13 protein-coding genes are annotated in these 16,834 nt (G+C 47.1%); 3 read left to right on the forward strand and 10 right to left on the reverse strand.

Translation table 11 applies throughout. The features are described from left to right. Positions 1-124: 124 nt before the first annotated feature. Entirely contained in the window at positions 125-994 is an 870-nt protein-coding gene (locus T494_RS0103890; RefSeq protein WP_081777207.1) for a DNA-processing protein DprA, read from the forward strand. Here the strand turns inward: T494_RS0103890 and glgB are convergent. Genes glgB through T494_RS12210 form a run of 3 tightly spaced genes read right to left on the reverse strand, consistent with a single transcriptional unit; the run spans position 991 to position 6,166 of the window. Next, entirely contained in the window at positions 991-2,787 is a 1,797-nt protein-coding gene (gene glgB, locus T494_RS0103895) for a 1,4-alpha-glucan branching protein GlgB (protein ID WP_242836377.1), read from the reverse strand. The two genes, T494_RS0103890 and glgB, sit on opposite strands and share 4 nt — an antisense overlap. A 3-nt stretch (positions 2,788-2,790) precedes the next feature. Next, on the reverse strand, positions 2,791-5,364 hold the full coding sequence (locus T494_RS0103900) for a YfhO family protein (protein WP_028505167.1): 2,574 nt from the start codon (positions 5,362-5,364) through the stop codon (positions 2,791-2,793). A gap of 22 nt (positions 5,365-5,386) precedes the next feature. Next, positions 5,387-6,166 (reverse strand): PIG-L family deacetylase, encoded by a 780-nt coding sequence (locus T494_RS12210; RefSeq protein WP_051540036.1) that lies wholly within the window; start codon positions 6,164-6,166, stop codon positions 5,387-5,389. Positions 6,167-6,665: 499 nt separating this feature from the next. Here T494_RS12210 and T494_RS0103910 point away from each other — a divergent pair, with 499 nt between their 5' ends. Beyond that, a complete protein-coding gene (locus T494_RS0103910) occupies positions 6,666-8,339 on the forward strand; it encodes a 2-isopropylmalate synthase (RefSeq protein ID WP_028505168.1) in 1,674 nt (557 codons plus the stop codon). 59 nt (positions 8,340-8,398) lie between these two features. Here T494_RS0103910 and T494_RS0103915 read toward each other — a convergent pair whose 3' ends face one another. The 7 genes from T494_RS0103915 to hisA form a co-directional block, all read right to left on the reverse strand. After that, positions 8,399-8,866 carry a GNAT family N-acetyltransferase gene (locus T494_RS0103915; protein ID WP_028505169.1) on the reverse strand — a complete coding sequence of 156 codons (468 nt, stop codon included), beginning with the start codon at positions 8,864-8,866 and terminating at the stop codon, positions 8,399-8,401. 12 nt (positions 8,867-8,878) lie between these two features. Continuing rightward, positions 8,879-9,670: a YdcF family protein gene (locus T494_RS0103920; protein ID WP_051540038.1), complete on the reverse strand. Its 792-nt coding sequence runs from the start codon at positions 9,668-9,670 to the stop codon at positions 8,879-8,881. Continuing rightward, complete coding sequence (gene argS, locus T494_RS0103925; protein ID WP_028505171.1) at positions 9,670-11,439, reverse strand: arginine--tRNA ligase; 1,770 nt, start codon at positions 11,437-11,439, stop codon at positions 9,670-9,672. Before argS ends, T494_RS0103920 begins: the two co-directional genes overlap by 1 nt. Before the next feature lie 20 nt (positions 11,440-11,459). Next, on the reverse strand, positions 11,460-11,882 hold the full coding sequence (locus T494_RS0103930; RefSeq protein ID WP_051540041.1) for a DUF1934 domain-containing protein: 423 nt from the start codon (positions 11,880-11,882) through the stop codon (positions 11,460-11,462). A 12-nt stretch (positions 11,883-11,894) separates the two neighbouring features. Then, positions 11,895-12,713: a glutamate racemase gene (gene murI / locus T494_RS0103935; RefSeq protein ID WP_028505173.1), complete on the reverse strand. Its 819-nt coding sequence runs from the start codon at positions 12,711-12,713 to the stop codon at positions 11,895-11,897. Next, positions 12,706-13,785 carry a D-alanine--D-alanine ligase family protein gene (locus T494_RS0103940; protein WP_028505174.1) on the reverse strand — a complete coding sequence of 360 codons (1,080 nt, stop codon included), beginning with the start codon at positions 13,783-13,785 and terminating at the stop codon, positions 12,706-12,708. Before T494_RS0103940 ends, murI begins: the two co-directional genes overlap by 8 nt. Before the next feature lie 141 nt (positions 13,786-13,926). Next, positions 13,927-14,697 (reverse strand): phosphoribosylformimino-5-aminoimidazole carboxamide ribotide isomerase, encoded by a 771-nt coding sequence (gene hisA / locus T494_RS0103945; RefSeq protein WP_028505175.1) that lies wholly within the window; start codon positions 14,695-14,697, stop codon positions 13,927-13,929. Between the two features lie 193 nt (positions 14,698-14,890). Between hisA and T494_RS0103950 the strand changes: the two genes are divergently transcribed. Continuing rightward, complete coding sequence (locus T494_RS0103950; protein ID WP_028505176.1) at positions 14,891-16,831, forward strand: aconitate hydratase; 1,941 nt, start codon at positions 14,891-14,893, stop codon at positions 16,829-16,831. Positions 16,832-16,834: the final 3 nt, after the last annotated feature.

Here is a 16,834-nt window from a genome sequence, read left to right on the forward strand (position 1 = left end):
ATTATACAACGATAGTACACAACTTTTTGGGGGAATGCCAAACTTTTGTATACTTTAACAAATAGATCATCACAGGATTGTGCAATAATGCAAGCACAGAGGCGGTTGAAAAAGCGCACAGAATATGTTATCATCAATATATGAAAAAACCGGGAAGGAGGCAGGGAAAATGGCGGACAGCCTGATAAAATGGATAGAATGTTCCTTAGCATTTCGTGGCAAAGAACAGCTTTTCAGGGAGCTTTTTGAAAAACATTCAAGCCCGGAAAAAGCTTTGGATCACGCCCATCAGTCAAAGCTGCCTCTTGGGAAGGTCAGCGTGGGAACAGCAGAAAGTATACTGGATAACTGCCGCAAAAGCGGTGTAAAGATAATAACTTTGAAGGACATTTCCTACCTCCGCAGCTTTGGTGCTGTGCCTGCGCCGATAGTTTTATACGTCAAAGGCGACCCTGACACGCTTTTATCAAGTGATGCTGTGGGAATAATCGGTGCAAGGCACCCAAGCGACTATTCTGTGAAAATATGCAGCAGATTTTCAAGCGAGCTTGCCCGCAGCGGCAGGGTGATAATCAGCGGATTTGCCTCAGGCATAGACAGATGTGCTCATCTGAGCTGTATCCGTTCAGGTTCCCGTACAGTTGCAGTCCTTGGCTGCGGAATAGGCTGCGATTATCCTTACGGCAGCCTTGAAATACAAAAAGAGATCGCCGCATCGGGTGCAGTGATCTCGGAGTATCCGCCGTATTCAGAGCCTGTTCGCAGCAATTTTACACAGCGCAACAGGCTTATCGCAGCGCTGAGTTCAAAGCTTCTTGTGGTGGAAGCTTCGGCAAAAAGCGGCTGTCTCAACACAGTTTCCCATGCTCTTACAGCAGGCACGGATGTTTTCGTTATCCCGCCCTATCAGACGGACAGTGAAAGATACCGTGGTCAGACAGAGCTTATCCGTGAGGGTGCTCAGATAGCCTTTGAGCCTTCCGATCTGCTTTAACCCTTTTTCCTCAGCATTACTGCGGACATTGGTGCAAGGCAGATATTCAGCTTATATCCGTTTGCGATACAGTGCTCGTTGAGACAGTTTGAACCGCTGTATATATCACGGTCAGAGTTGAGCATTTCCTCGTACTCCCCGTTCATATGCACATTAAGCACATAGTTCTGTCTGCTTGCAGAGAAATTGAAAACGCAGTATATAAGATGTCCCTCAAGGTCATTTCGCTGGAATGCGAAAATACATCTTCCACGGTTGTCAGCATCCACCCAGCGGAAGGATGCGGCATTGTAATCGTATTTATAAAGTGCAGGCTCGGTCAGGTAGATCTGATTGAGCCTTTTTATATACCGGTGCAGGGAATCGTGAGCGGGGTACGAAAGAATGTTCCAGCCAAGCTCCTTTTCCTCACGCCACTCCATATATTCTCCGATCTCATTTCCCATAAAGTTAAGCTTTTTCCCCGGGTGTGTCATCTGCCACATATAAAGCGCCCTTATGGTTGCCATTTGGTCCTCCTGGGATCCGAACGCTTTGTCAAGCATTGTTTTTTTGCCGTGGACCACCTCGTCATGGGAATAAGGGAGCATATACAGATTGCTGTAAAAATAGCTCATGGAAAAGGTCATTTTGTGGTGATGCTTCGGTCTCTGGACAGGTGGTGTTTTGATATAGTTTATGGTATCATTCATAAAGCCCAGGTCCCATTTGTAATCAAAGCCGAGACCGCCGAACTCCACCGGTGCGGTGACCTTTTCATAGCCTGTGGAGTCCTCCGCAAAGAACATAACATCCGGGTGAAGTCTTTGCATTGTGTAGTTGGTATCACGCACGAACCACAGTCCGCTGTCGTTGTACGGCATATCCTGCCTGCCCTGCTGGTATATAAGATTTGCCACAGCATCGTACCGTATGCCGTCAACGTGATATTTATCTATCCAGAAATTTACCGCCGACTTCATAAAGCTGAGCACATGGGGCTTTGAGTAGTCAAAAAGTGCAGTGTTCCACTCACTGTAACGCTTCATCGGGTCTTGGCTTTCAAAAACATATCCCCCGTCATACATATGCAGGGCAAAAAAGTCCCTTGCAAAGTGTACGGGGACAAAGTCCAGAACAACACCGATGCCCTGTGTGTGACAGCGGTCGATAAAGTATTTCAGACCGTTGGGTTCGCCGTATCTTGATGTGGCGGAAAAATAGCCTGTTGCCTGATACCCCCACGAGCCGTCAAAAGGATGCTCTGTCAGAGGCAGCAGCTCAATATGGGTATACCCCATATCCTTCACGTAGCCGATAAGCATATCCGCCAGCTCATAGTAAGAATAAAACCTCTGTGCGTCCTGCATTCCCTCTTTTATTTTCCAGCTGCCAAAGTGTACCTCATATATATTCACGGGACGCTCGTAGCTTTTATCACGCCGGCTCATCCAGCTTTCATCGTTCCAGTTAAAATTGTCCATATCATAGACTATGGAGGCATTCTTAGGGCGAAGCTCGCTGTAAAAGGCAAAGGGGTCCGAGCGGTAATGCTGTTCAAGGGTCTTGGTGGTGATAACATACTGATAGATATCCCCCTGCTTTGCCCCTTGGCAAAAGGCGGTCCACACTCCCCTGTCATCACGCTGCATATCGTAAAAACTACCGTTGAGCATCAGTCTGACATTTTCGGCGTTGGGGGCAAAGGTGGCAAAATGCACACCCCCGTCACACAGGTGAGCACCCATATATTCGTAAGCATCATAGCTCAAGCCGTTTAAAAAGCCGCTCACTCTGCTAAAGTCAAAGCCCAACTATCACACATCCTTTTCGGTAGTTTTGTTCTTCCTCTTATTGCTTAAAAGCTCGACAGTGATAAGCACTCCCAGCACAGCCACGCCTGATGCGGACATAAGAAGTCCTGCATTTTTAAGGGGAGCGGTAAAGGTTATTCTGATATCGTGGTGACCTTTTGTAATGGCAAAGCCCACAAAGGCGGTGTCCACACATTCAACTTCCGTTTTTTCTCCGTCAACATAAGCGGTAAAGCCCCGGGCGTAAGGAACAGAGAGCTTGAAATATCCGTCATTTGAAACGTCGATGCTTCCCTCTATATTATCGCCCTTGGTCTTTTGCTTGTCAAACACGAACTCGTCCACCTGCATAAGCTCGCTTATATCCATAACATAGCACTTTATGTTTTTGATATCGTAGTTGCCACTCATAAGTTTCAATTTAAGGGTATCAATATCCTTTCCGTCTGTTGAGGACACAACGAATTTAAAGGTCGTATTATTGTTATAGTATTTCCAGCTGGGATCGGTAAGGTTATTCTTTATGCCGTTTATAAATATCTTTGCATCATCTGAGGAAAGCCCCTTGCCGGACATATCATTGTCCATATCCATAGTTACCAGCAAAAGCTTATCTCCGCTCACCTTCCGGGGAAGATCAATTACAAACTCGTCTGTCTTTTCCAGCCTTATCTCGTAGCCGTCACCGGATCTGCTGATACCTGTTCTGCTGGGCAGCTCAAAGGACGGGAACGAACTTATCATATTACACTCATAGCTGTCCTTACCTCCTTGCGCAACAACGATATTGTTCATAAGGGCGCAAAGGGATTGGGGATAATCCATATCAAGCAACGCCTTTTCATTGAGTGTGGCAGAGGTGCTGTATCCTATGGGGAAGACTTTGTCACACTTGTAAAGTGATAGCTCCCCTGACTGTTTTATCTTCTTATATTCATGGGAAGGAAGTGCCTTGTCATCGTTTGTTATCAGGTATTTCTGTCCCATATAGATCTGATAGAGCAGACTCTGTGACTGGGTCGTGAAGGCAGGATTCCTGAACTCATTTTCGTTATATATGTGTGTAAAGTAAAAGTCGTTGTACTTTCTGTTATGCAAAGAGGAATAGATATTGCTTACAAGATAATCGTTGTTGTAGACATAATTCACCGTATCACTGCGGCTTATAAGGTTGGCAGTACGCACCTGTTTGTCATCCTGGCTTATGGTGTCGGTAAGGGCATACATATCCTGTGAGAACCAACTGTCAAGATCTTTGAGCTTAATAAGGGAATCGCTGCAGTTGACTATAACTCCTGCAAAGACCGCCACTGCCACCAGCCCGCCTCTTAAAATAATCTTCTTTTTCAGCTTAAAAAACAGCACGCCTATAACCAGCATAGCCCCAAGATCTGCCACCGCAGCCTTGACTATCTGCTTGTTTACGCTGTTGTAATCTCCGCTTTCTCCGAAAACGGCAGCCAGGGCGATAATAACTGCTGTGACAGCAAGGCACCACTTGTAATTGAAGCTCTTGTCAGATATCTGCTCAAGAAGTCTTCCCACCAGCAGCAGACAAACAGGCACAAAGGGAATAAGCACCTTTGCGTCAACGTACAGTCCGCCGTTGATAACAAGAAGAAATACAGGCAGTGACATAAGCACCAGCATGGTAATGCCCAGAAAGCGTGTGTGCTTTTTGTTTTTGGAGATCACCGCATTCAATATGGCGATCAGGGCAACAATAGTCAGCCCCATTCCGTAGCTGTCATAGCAGAAAAAGCCGATATTTGCCTTGGGGATAAGACCTGACAGATCTATCTTGGTGTTTCCAGCGTCACGTCCGCTGAGCATACAATTCAGCGTGGGCACCAAAAGTATTCCCGCCATGAGAACCGCAGTTATTATCCTGCCCGCAAAGTGGGAGCCTTTTTTGAAAAAGTCCTTGAATGTAACCTTTTCCGTAGTCCGCAGATATTCGTACACCCCGTAGACCACAATAGCTGCCAGGGCAGCAACTCCGAAAAAGTAGCAGCACATGATGCACAGAAAAGTATAGATGACCAGGGAGAACTTGCGCCTGCCCTGAAAATAATCCTCGATCGCACCAAAGGCAAGGATAAGAAACGGCATATAGCTGACAAACATAATATGTCTGTGGCTGTGCAGAGAATAGCCCGACGAAAACTCAAACATAACCGTGAGCACAAAGGCTGTTGCGGCACCGAATTTTCTGTTTACCCAGCGGTAGAAAAGGAATATGCTTATGCACATCCCCAGGACAGAGACGATCTGTATGTAAATATACATTGGAACAAAGGGGAAAAGGTAGGAAAGCAATATAACGGGAGAAAACAGTCCGTAATAGGACAGATTGTATATGTTTTCACCTGCTCCCAGATTTAAAAGAAAGCTGGGGAAAAGCTCACCGGACTCATAAAAGGATCGTCTGAAGTTATCCGGGATAGCAAAGTGCTGTGCGCCCCAGTCCAGAGTCGAGCCGTATGCATAGGTGAATCTGGTTATACAAAGCACCATTAACAGATACATTCCCATAAGAATGAGAATATGTATATAATTTTTCTTCTTAAGCTTCATATCATTACCCCTGTTTCAAGGATCATTTTCTGTAAGTTGGGTTTTCACTGTACTGCTCATACTGTGTCCACATCTCATATGGTCCCATATGCCACAGTTTTTTCACCGTGTTCTCCTGGGACTCATACACCTTTACAAGCTCGTCCTTATACTTAAAACGCTCCTGGCTGACTTTAGTCATCTCGCTCTCATGATCGGGAAGTTTTTTCGGTGAGTAATAGGTCCCGAAATTGTAAAGAGGCTGGGTCATGGACAGTCTGTCATATATCTCGGTAACAATGGTGTGAGAATACTTATGATGCTGATGTCCGTACTCCCCTGCCTTGTTGTGGGTAACAATAAGCTCCCACTTCTTGCAGCTCATTATTCTTTCAAGGTCGTTTTTTATCTTGTCCCAGACATAGGTCCACTCATCACGCTCGCCAAGCACCTTGTCGGGATATTCAAGAATGATACCGCTGTTGCCTGACTTTTCAAGCATTTTTTCAAACTCCGGTCTTCTGGTGTCGTTTCTTCCGTTGGTTATGCACACAACGTAGTAATCACCGTCCATAAGGTGCGCTCCGCCCCAGATAACATCGTCGTCCGGGTGCGCTACCACCATAAGCTTTTTAGCCTTGGAGTTGTCCCTTATTTTCTGTATCTGTATATCCGTAAGAGGCTTGACATCATATGCCTTCTGCCTTGCAGACTTGCGCAAAAGACCATGTACAGTGTAAAATGCCAACGCTGCCGTCAATGCCACAGCCAACACAAGGCAAACAGTTGTCAATATTTTGTTTTTCTTTCCAAACAGCTTCATTATATTCCATTCCTCATCTATATCGCAATTTAAACATACACCATTATTATATAACAAATACAGTCTTCTGTCAACGCTTGCCACCCCGGGGGATATATAAACAAAATGTTAAATTTCGTAAAAAGCTTGACAAGGCGGTCGGTGGTGGTTATAATTATTGTATATTCTAAATATTGTATATTTTAAATGCTTTGATAGGAAGAAAAGCAGGTGCGTACTGCACAGAGAGCCAGCGGTCGGTGTAAGCCTGGCGTGTACGGTCTGTAATAGCTCATCCTTGAGCAGGAGCGGTGAAAATGTTTTGTTGTAGTCGCTTCCGGGGTTCCGCCGTTAAAAGGAAAGCACATTGTTTGGATGTGACTGAGGTGTACAGTGTGAGCTGTATGCGAATGAGAGTGGTAACACGGGTAATCTCGTCTCTCCTGTTTTCGGGGGAAGGCGATTTTTTATTTCCCCGTACAAACGATTTTAAATCACAAAAGAGAAAGGAATTGTTGGTATGGAAAACTACAAGAAGTATTCGGTCGGTTATTTTCTGCCGCCGGAAAGATGTATGGAATGGACACAGAAGGATCATGTGGACAAGGCACCTGTATGGTGCTCGGTAGACCTGCGTGACGGAAACCAGGCACTTGTTATACCTATGAACCTGGAAGAAAAACTGGAGTTCTTCAAGCACCTTGTAAAGATAGGATTCAAGGAGATCGAGATCGGCTTTCCTGCTGCGTCGGAAACAGAGTATGAGTTCTGCCGCACACTTATCGAGCAGGATCTGATACCCGATGACGTGACGATCCAGGTGCTCACACAGTCAAGAGAGCACATCATCAAAAAGACATTTGAAGCACTCAAGGGAGTTAAGAACGCTATCGTTCACCTTTACAACTCCACCTCCGTGGCTCAGAGAGAACAGGTGTTCAGAAAGAGCAAGGAGGAGATCATAAAGATCGCTACCGACGGAGCCGAGCTGCTCAACAAGTACAGAGAGATGTACAAAGGCGAGTCCAATTTCAGATTTGAGTACTCTCCCGAAAGCTTTACCGGCACTGAGATGGAGTTTGCAAGAGACATATGCAACGCTGTTATCGACATCTGGAAGCCTACGGCTGAGGACAAGGTGATAATCAACCTGCCTGTTACTGTTGAGGTGTCCATGCCTCACGTTTATGCACAGCAGATAGAGTATATGTGCAAGACTATGCACAACAGAGAAAACCTTATCGTTTCCCTGCACCCGCATAACGATAGAGGCTGCGCAGTTGCTGACTGCGAAATGGGACTGCTGGCAGGCGGTGACAGAATAGAAGGTACCTGCTTCGGAAACGGTGAAAGAACAGGCAACGCCGATATTGTTACCGTTGCAATGAATATGTTTTCACAGGGTATAGACCCTATGCTGGATTTCTCGGATATGCCTACTCTGGTCGAGCTTTATGAAAGAGTAACAAGAATGTCCGTCAGCCCAAGAAGTCCATACTCCGGTGCACTGGTATTCGCTGCATTCTCAGGCTCTCATCAGGACGCTATCGCAAAGGGCATGAACTGGCGCAAGGAAAAAGGGATCGACGCATGGACCGTTCCTTATCTGCCTATCGACCCCCACGATGTGGGCAGAGAGTACGACGCAGACGTTATCCGTATCAATTCCCAGTCGGGCAAGGGCGGTATCGGCTTTGTGCTCCAGACTCAGTTTGGCTACGACCTGCCCAAGAAGATGCGCGAGGACTTCGGCTACAAGGTAAAGAGCGTTTCCGATCATCTGCACAAAGAGCTTAAACCTGATGAGGTCTACGAAATATTCAAGAAAGAGTACCTCAACAAAGCAACATTTGTCAACGCAACTCAGGAGCACTACACTCAGCTTGAAGGTGAGCGTATCCTGGCAAAGGTAACTGCATCTGTGGGCGGCGGCGAGGCAAAGATATACGAGGGCGAGGGCAACGGACGTCTTGACGCTGTGGCAAACGCTCTGCGTAAGGCTATCGGATTTGAGTTTGCACTTGAATCCTATCAGGAGCACGCTATCGAAAGAAAGACAAACTCCGAGGCTGTGTCCTACGTTTCCATATCAAAGGACGGTAAGACCTACTGGGGCGCAGGCAGACACTCAGACATCATCGTATCCTCGATAAGAGCTCTGCTTTCGGCTATCAACAACGCAAACGAACAGTAAATATCGCATATAACAAGAAAGGCTGCTGTACAAAAAAATGTACAGCAGCTCTTTTGTTTTTATCTGAACTTTTCAAGTCTGTAAAGCAGTCTGTCCTCTGGCTGTTCAGCTCCGTTTTTAAAAGCGTAGCCCATTTTCCTGTAAAAATCCACAGCGGTAAGAGAAGCAGGTATCTCTATACGCTTTGCCCTGAAAAAGAACTCATCCTGCTCAAGCGTTTCAATAATTTTTCTCCCAACACCATTGCCCTGATATTCGGGAAGAACAAAAATCGTCAGCAGGATACTTTCTGTAACGCTCCCCCAGTAGGGTGCGATGCAGCCGCAGCCGATTATCCTTTCGCCGTGGCAGGCAACGTAAAAATGCCCCTGCTCCGCCCTTTCGACAATGACCTCGGAGGAATGTGTATCAATATTCATCTGAATGTATTTTTCGGGATAATCCTTGCTGTTGCTTATCCTCAGCGTGTGAGCGATAAGCTGTGCAACTTCATCGGCATCACGATTCCTGAATCTTCTTATTTCCATTGTAACTCACTGTCAGCTTCCCAGAATAAAGAATTTCGTCAGCGCAAACCACTCTCTCACCCAGTGCGAAGCAACGTGCCTGAACTCGGTATCTGCGCCGTAGTAGGTTACGCTGTCCGCCCCCTGCTGCTTGGCAATAAGACCTGCACGGTACAGATGATATCCGTCGGTAACTATGGTAATATCACGGCTTATGCCCAGCTCGTCAAGCTTTTCCATAGTGAATTTCATATTTTCAAAAGTAGTCGCAGACTTGTCCTCAACGATTATCCTGTCCTGAGAAATGCCCTTTTCAACAAGATAGTTTTTCATGCACTCCGCCTCGGATATTTTCTCGTCGCTGCCTTTTCCACCGGACACAACACACTTTACATCGGGGTACTCATCAAGCAGCTTTATTGCCGCATCAAGGCGCAGACGAAGCATCTTTGACGGACTTTCTCCTCTGACTTTACAGCCAAGCACCACAACTACATTGGGCTTGTCCGGCTTGCTGTAAATAGCTCGCAGCATCATTACACTAAGTATTGCGAAATAAACTGCCGCAACAGCGACCACCACAATGCCCGATATGACCACGCCTTTGCCTGCACCGCTTTTCCACAGTCCTTTTAAAACCCCGGTAAAGCCATTCCACTTCAATATAAGCACAATAAGGGCACAGCACATCAGACCGCCTATGACTGTTCCCGCATTGCCAAAGGGAAACGCCGCCGCAAACCAGAGCAGCAGTAAAAGCTCAATGACCAGCAGCACCCAGCGCACTGCAGTCATTGACCCAAACAGATCTTTAATAAATCCCATTACATTGACTCCGGACAGGTGATCTTCAGCATATCAAGAATGTTTGCAATAACCTGTTTTACTGCCAGCGACAAAGACAATCTTGCCTGCATAAGTGCCTCTTCCTCGCCTTTGATACGGCAGGAATTATAGAACTTATGGAACAGCGTTGCAAGGTCGATGACATACTTTGTAACCTTTGCAGGGTCGTAGTTTCTTGCGCTATCGTTGATAACATTGGGCAGATTAGCCAGCAGCTTGATGATCTCCTTTTCCTCAGCACTTTCAAGCAGCTTTGCGCTGCTGTCGTCAAACGGCTTGACCGTTATGCCCTCCTCTGCAAGCTTTTTAATTACCGAGCAGATACGTGCATGGGCATACTGTACGTAGTAAACCGGATTCTGACTTGATTCGGAAACCGCAAGGTCAAGGTCAAAATCAAACTGGGAATTAGGCTCACGCAGATTAAAGAAAAATCTTGCTGCATCAATAGGTATCTCATCAAGCAGAGTGTTAAGGGTTATTGCCTTGCCGGAACGCTTTGAAAGCTTGTAAGCCTCACCGTTCTTAACCAGTCTTACCATCTGCATTATAACAATGTCAAGCTTCTTTTCGTCGACTCCGAGAGCAGTCATGGAAGCCTTTATTCTGGGTATATATCCGTGGTGGTCGGCACCGAAAATGTCCACCGCCTTATCGAATTTTCTAACAGCCAGTTTGTTGTAATGGTACGCAATATCAGGTACAAGGTAGGTAGGGATACCGTTTTCACGCACAAGCACCCTGTCCTTTTCGTCGCCGAAATCAGTGGTCCTGAACCACAGCGCACCGTCCTGCTCATAGGTATGACCGCTTTCTTTAAGCTTCTGGATTATTTCCTTGACAGAGCCGTCGTTGTGCAGAGTGCTCTCTCTGAACCATGTATCATATGTTATGCGGTACTTCTCAAGGTCACGGTGCAGTCCCTCTATATTCACAGGCAAAGCGAAATCAACAAGCGCCTTTCGTCTGTCCTCCTCGGACATTTCCCCTGCTATTCTTCCGAACTTGTCATAATAATTCTTGGCATGGGCGATTATATCCATTCCCAGATATACGTCCTCCGGCATCGGGAACTCAGGTCTGTTTCCGTCCTCACCGTAGATCTCTTTGCAGAAATCCTCTATGTCAAGGTCCTTGGCAGCAACAGCTTGTCCCGCATCGCTGAGTATCTGCATATAGCGCAGGGAAAGGGATTTGCCGAATTTTTCTATCTGGTTTCCCGCATCGTTTACATAAAACTCACGCTCGACCTCATAACCTGCTTTTTCAAGTACAGCCGCAAGACAGTCACCAATAGCTCCGCCTCTTGCGTTTCCTATGTGCATAGGTCCTGTGGGGTTGGCGGAAACGAACTCAACAAGAACTCTTTTGCCCTTGCCCATATCCGTGGTGCCGTAGCTCTGCTTTTCATCAAGCACAGCCTGCATCACCTGTGCATACCACACGGGAGAATAGAAAAAGTTGATAAATCCCGGACCTGCCACCTCGCATCTTTCAAAGCAGGAGCCTTCAAGCCTTATCTTTTCAACTATATTCTGTGCAATAGCCCTGGGGTTGTTCCTGAAAGGTCTTGCACAGACCATTGCCGCATTGGTGGATACATCGCCGTTCTTGGGGTCGGCGGGTATCTCGGAAATAAAAGCAGGTATAGGCTCCTGAGGGAAAGTGCCCTCTGCCACCAGCTCTCCCAGAGCGGTCATAACAAGCTCCTTTACCTGCATAAACGCATCATTAACAAGATTTGTCATCTTTTTCGTCCTCTCTGTGTTTAACTTTTTACCTCGATATAAACGTCAAAATCTCCCACATAACTGGAATTGACGTCGATAACATATTTGAAATCCAGCTTTCCGCCCTTTTCGTCCAGCTCCGAATCAATGGACTTTGCATTCACGCCCACCATAAAATCTCCGTATGGTGTGCCGTAAACGCAATGATGCTTTGTACCAAGCTCAACTATCAGATTGGAGCTTACCGAGCCTGTGCGGGACATAACAACCTTTTTCCCCTCAAAAAGCTCGATGGTCGTGGTGCTTCCCTCATAGCCGGTAGCCTCCGACTCGTCATAAGTCAGTTTATATCCGCTGATCGTTTTTTCATATATTGCTCTGGAAAGCAGCTCAGTGGACTCCTTTTTGTCCCCGTCCGACTGACTGCTCACCAGTTTCATAGAAACATCCTGTTTTCGCAATTCTTATCCTCCTTAAAATTTAAGGGTACATTTTGAAATCTTTGCATTTATATTTGTATCCATTAGCTTTTGGACATTTTCTCTGAAAAGCTCCTCACTGTCGGTACAGTAAAGCTCCAGCTCGCCGGGACAGTCCCTGCCGCACAGAGCGTCATTGTAGCTGAGGGTCTTCAGGGCGTGCTTTGCAAGCTCTGCACCGGAAGATATAAGCGTTACCTCCGTTCCCATAATATCCGAGATAAGCTCGCTCAGGTGGGGATAATGGGTACAGCCCAGTATAAGTGTGTCCACCTGCTCCCGCTTCATTATCTCCAGATACTGGTTTGCAAAAAAACGTGCAGGCTCGCAGTCCTTTGCGGTATACCCGTTCTCGACCAGCGGCACGAACATGGGGCACGCCATGCCAACTACCTTAACATCAGACATTATCTCATGCATTACCTTTCCGTAGCTGCCGCTTTTTATGGTAGCACTGGTGCCGATAACACCGATACGCTTGTTCTTTGTGGCTGCACAGGCTGCGTGTGCAGCAGGCAGCACAACTCCGCTTTTCAGCTCTGTGGTGCTGTCCTCGAACACAGGCATGGACATCATCACCGATGATACCGTGCCGCAGGCAACAAGTATCATTTTCACATCGTGCTGCTCCAGAAAAGCAATATCCTGCTTTGCGTAAGAATAGATCGTGTGCTTGCTTTTGGTGCCATAGGGTATCCTTGCCGTATCGCCCAGATAGATTATATTCTCGTTTGGCATAAGCTTTCTCAGCTCGTCAACGCAAGTCAGTCCCCCAACGCCCGAATCAAAAACTCCGATAGCCGAATTATTCATAGTCTACCCCTGCTCTTTCAAGGGCAAGTCTTATCAGCCTGTCCTCCTGCTGTTCAAAAGTCATGCCGTCATGTTCCATAAGCTTGGGATACATACTTATGGATGTATGTCCGGGCATGGTATTTATCTCGTTGAGCACCACTGTTGAGTCATCACAAAGGAAGAAATCCACCCTTGCAAGTCCGGAGCAGCCCATAGCCCTGTAAGCTTTAAGGGCTGTCTGTCTTATTTCCTCTATCCTGTCCTGGGGTATCCTTGCGGGAATATAAGTCTTGGAACCGCAGTTGCAGTATTTTGCATCGTAATCGTAAAACTCGTTGGCAGCCTCTATCTCGCCTGCTGACGAAGCGGTAAGCTTGTCGTTGCCCATAACGGCGCACTCACATTCCTTACCCTTGACCTCCTGCTCCACGATAACCTTCCTGTCGTGTGCAAAAGCCATTTTTATGCCGTTTTTAAGGCTATCAAGGTCCGTGGCTTTGGATATTCCCACCGAAGAGCCGCAGTTTGCAGGCTTAACGTACATGGGATATCTGAGCTTTTCCTCAATAAGTGTGCACTTTTCATCAAGCTGCGAAAGGTCTGCATATGTCACAGCCACGTATTCAGCCATTTTTACACCGTGGCTTCCAAGAACGATATGGGTAAGCTCCTTATCCATGCAGTTTGCAGAGCTTATATGGTCGCAGCCCACAAAGGGGATCTGTGCCATTTCCAGAAGTCCCTGAATAGTGCCGTCCTCTCCGTTTTTACCGTGAAGAACAGGAAAAACGCAGTCCACCTTCACACGGCTGACATCACCGTCGTCATTTATCGCAATAAATCCCTTGTCCATAGGGTCCGGGCTGAGCACGCAAGGAACATTGTCCGGGTGTTTTTCCCACTTGCCTCCGGGGATATCCTCAACATCACCTATATATTTGAGCCAATGACCCTTCTTTGTTATACCGATACACACCACGGAATATTTATCCTTGGGTATATTTTTTATTACATGAGTCGCCGAAACCAGCGATATGTCATGCTCGTTGGACTTACCTCCGAATATGACAGCTACACGGATCTTAGCCATTTCTGATCTCTTCCCTTCGATGTGATATTACCAAAAAAGTTATCAATATATTTTACCACAAAACGCCCGTGATTGCAAATATATTTCCTACAAATAACGCCGAAAATACATCTCAATATTGTTGCTTTTGCCTAAGTGGTTCTATTTGTATCCGGCTATGCGCTCAAAGCTCATATCTCCGCCGAAAATATCAAGCGCCGACCCCACGGTGAAATCCACCTTTTCGCTGCCCAGCACCCTTAGCTTTTCGATGTCTTCAAAGCTTGAAATACCCCCTGCATAGGTAGAGGGCACAGGTGAATACTTACCCAGTATTATTGCCACATCGTCCCGGATGCCCCCGGATTTGCCCTCAACGTCCGCCGCATGGACAAGAAACTCATCGCAATACCCCGAAAGAGTGTCAAGTGTCCTGTCATCAAGCTCCACGTCAGTGAATTTCTGCCAGCGATCGGTAACGATATAGTACCTTCCGTCCTTTTCACGGCAGGACAGATCAAGCACAAGACGCTGCCTGCCAACGGTCTTTACAAGCTTTTCAAGATTGTCCCAGGCGATCTGTCCGTCTTTGAAAACATAGCTGGTAACGATAACATGGCTGGCACCGCTGTCAAGAAACTGCTTTGCATTTTCTGCATTTATCCCGCCGCCGATCTGCAAGCCGCCCTCCCAGGCTCTGAGCGCAGAAAGGGCCTGTTTCAGGTCAGCCTCATAATAGGGGCTTTCCTTGGGATTCAATATTATTATATGCCCTCCTCTGAGGCCATATTTCCTGTAAAGCTTTGCATAATATGCGCCGTCCTGCTGTGACACGAAATTATCGAGGGCAAAATCTCCCTTGTCGGCAAGACTTGAACCTACTATCTGTTTTACGCTTGCGTTGTGTATGTCTATGCAAGGTCTGAACCTCATATACGTTCCCCCTTATCGCCCTGTATTTACCCTACTTATTATATATTATACTGCCTGTCCTGTCAAGAAATGCCCCGTGTGTCCACTGTCTGAGGAAAAATTGACCCGGGCGGTGAGCTCGATTCTTGACAAAAAGCGGATTTTGAGGTAAAATGATAGTATATGATTTTTAACAAGAAAGGTGTTTTAAATTATGGGACTTACTTTGACTGAAAAGATACTGAAAGCGCACCTTGTTGACGGCGAATTCGTCAAGGGCAGCGAGATAGGTATCCGCATCGACCAGACTCTTACCCAGGACGCTACGGGAACTATGGCTTATCTGGAATATGAGGCTATGGGTGTTCCCCGTGTAAAGACAGAAAAAAGCGTGGCATACATTGACCACAATACTTTGCAGTCGGGATTTGAAAATGCCGACGACCACAGATTTATCGGCTCTGTGTGCAAAAAGCACGGCGTATATTTCTCCCGCCCCGGAAACGGCATATGCCACCAGGTGCATCTTGAAAGATTCGGTATCCCCGGAAAGACCCTTATAGGCTCTGACAGCCACACCCCCACAGGCGGCGGTATCGGCATGATCGCTATCGGCGCAGGCGGACTGGACGTTGCGGTTGCAATGGGCGGCGGCGCATATTACATAACATACCCGCAGATAGTCAAGGTAAATCTTACAGGCAAGCTTTCACCATGGGTATCCGCTAAGGACGTTATCCTTGAAGTGCTCAGACGCATCTCCGTAAAAGGCGGAGTAGGCAAGGTAATGGAATACTGCGGCGAGGGTGTAAAGACCCTTTCCGTTCCCGAGAGAGCTACCATAACAAACATGGGTGCAGAGCTTGGTGCTACCACCTCTATCTTCCCTTCCGACGAGATAACAAAAGCCTTCCTCAAGGCACAGGACAGAGGTGAGGTCTGGACCGAGCTTAAAGCAGACGACGATGCAGTTTACGACGAGGTCATTGACATCGACCTTGGTGCACTGGTTCCTCAGGCAGCCTGCCCTCACTCCCCCGATAATGTGAAGAACATGGAGGAGATAGGAAAGCTGAAGGTCGACCAGGTGTGCATAGGTTCATGCACAAACTCGTCTTACGTTGATATGATGAAAGTTGCGTATATCCTCAAAGGCAAGACAGTTGACCCAAGCGTTTCCCTGGCTATTGCCCCGGGCTCAAAACAGGTGCTGAATATGCTGGCTTCCAACGGCGCACTCGCAACAATGATAGATGCAGGCGCAAGGATACTTGAATCTGCCTGCGGTCCGTGCATCGGAATGGGACAGGCTCCCAACTCCGGCGGAGTTTCGCTGAGAACGTTCAACAGAAACTTCCTGGGAAGAAGCGGAACAAAGGACGGACAGATCTACCTCGTATCTCCCGAGACCGCTGCTGCTTCTGCACTTACCGGCTATCTCACAGACCCCAGGACTCTGGGAGAAATGCCTGAGATAAAAGTTCCCGACCAGTTCAAGATAAACGACAATATGGTCGTTGCTCCCGCAAGCGTGGAGGAAATGGACAGCGTTGAGGTCCTCAGAGGACCAAACATCAAGCCTTATCCCGAGACTGCACCGCTGGTGGACAATATTGAGTGTCAGGTATCTTTGAAAGTCGGCGACAACATTACCACAGACCACATCATGCCAGCAGGCGCAAAGATACTGCCGCTGCGTTCAAATATTCCTGCTATCTCACAGCACTGCTTTACAGTATGTGACGAGGATTTCCCAAGACGTGCAAAGAATATGGGCAGGTCCATAATCGTAGGCGGGACCAACTACGGTCAGGGCAGCTCCCGTGAGCACGCTGCACTTGCTCCGCTTTATCTTGGCATCAAGGCTGTGCTTGTAAAGAGCTTTGCAAGAATACACAGAGCTAACCTTATAAACGCAGGTATCCTGCCCCTTACTTTTGTAAACGAGACAGATTATGATAAGATAAGCCAGGGCGACGAAATAAGCATAGAAAACGTGCGTGCAGATATACAAAGCGGCAAAACTCAGCTCACAGTAAAGAATAAGACAACAGGTGCTGAGATACCGGTTCTGTGTGAGCTTACAGGAAGAACAAAGGACATTATTCTGGCAGGAGGTCTGCTTGATTACACAAGAGAACAACTTTCAAAGTGACTT

Source organism: Ruminococcus sp. FC2018 (assembly GCF_000621805.1).
In the GTDB taxonomy this organism is placed as follows: domain Bacteria; phylum Bacillota; class Clostridia; order Oscillospirales; family Ruminococcaceae; genus Hominimerdicola.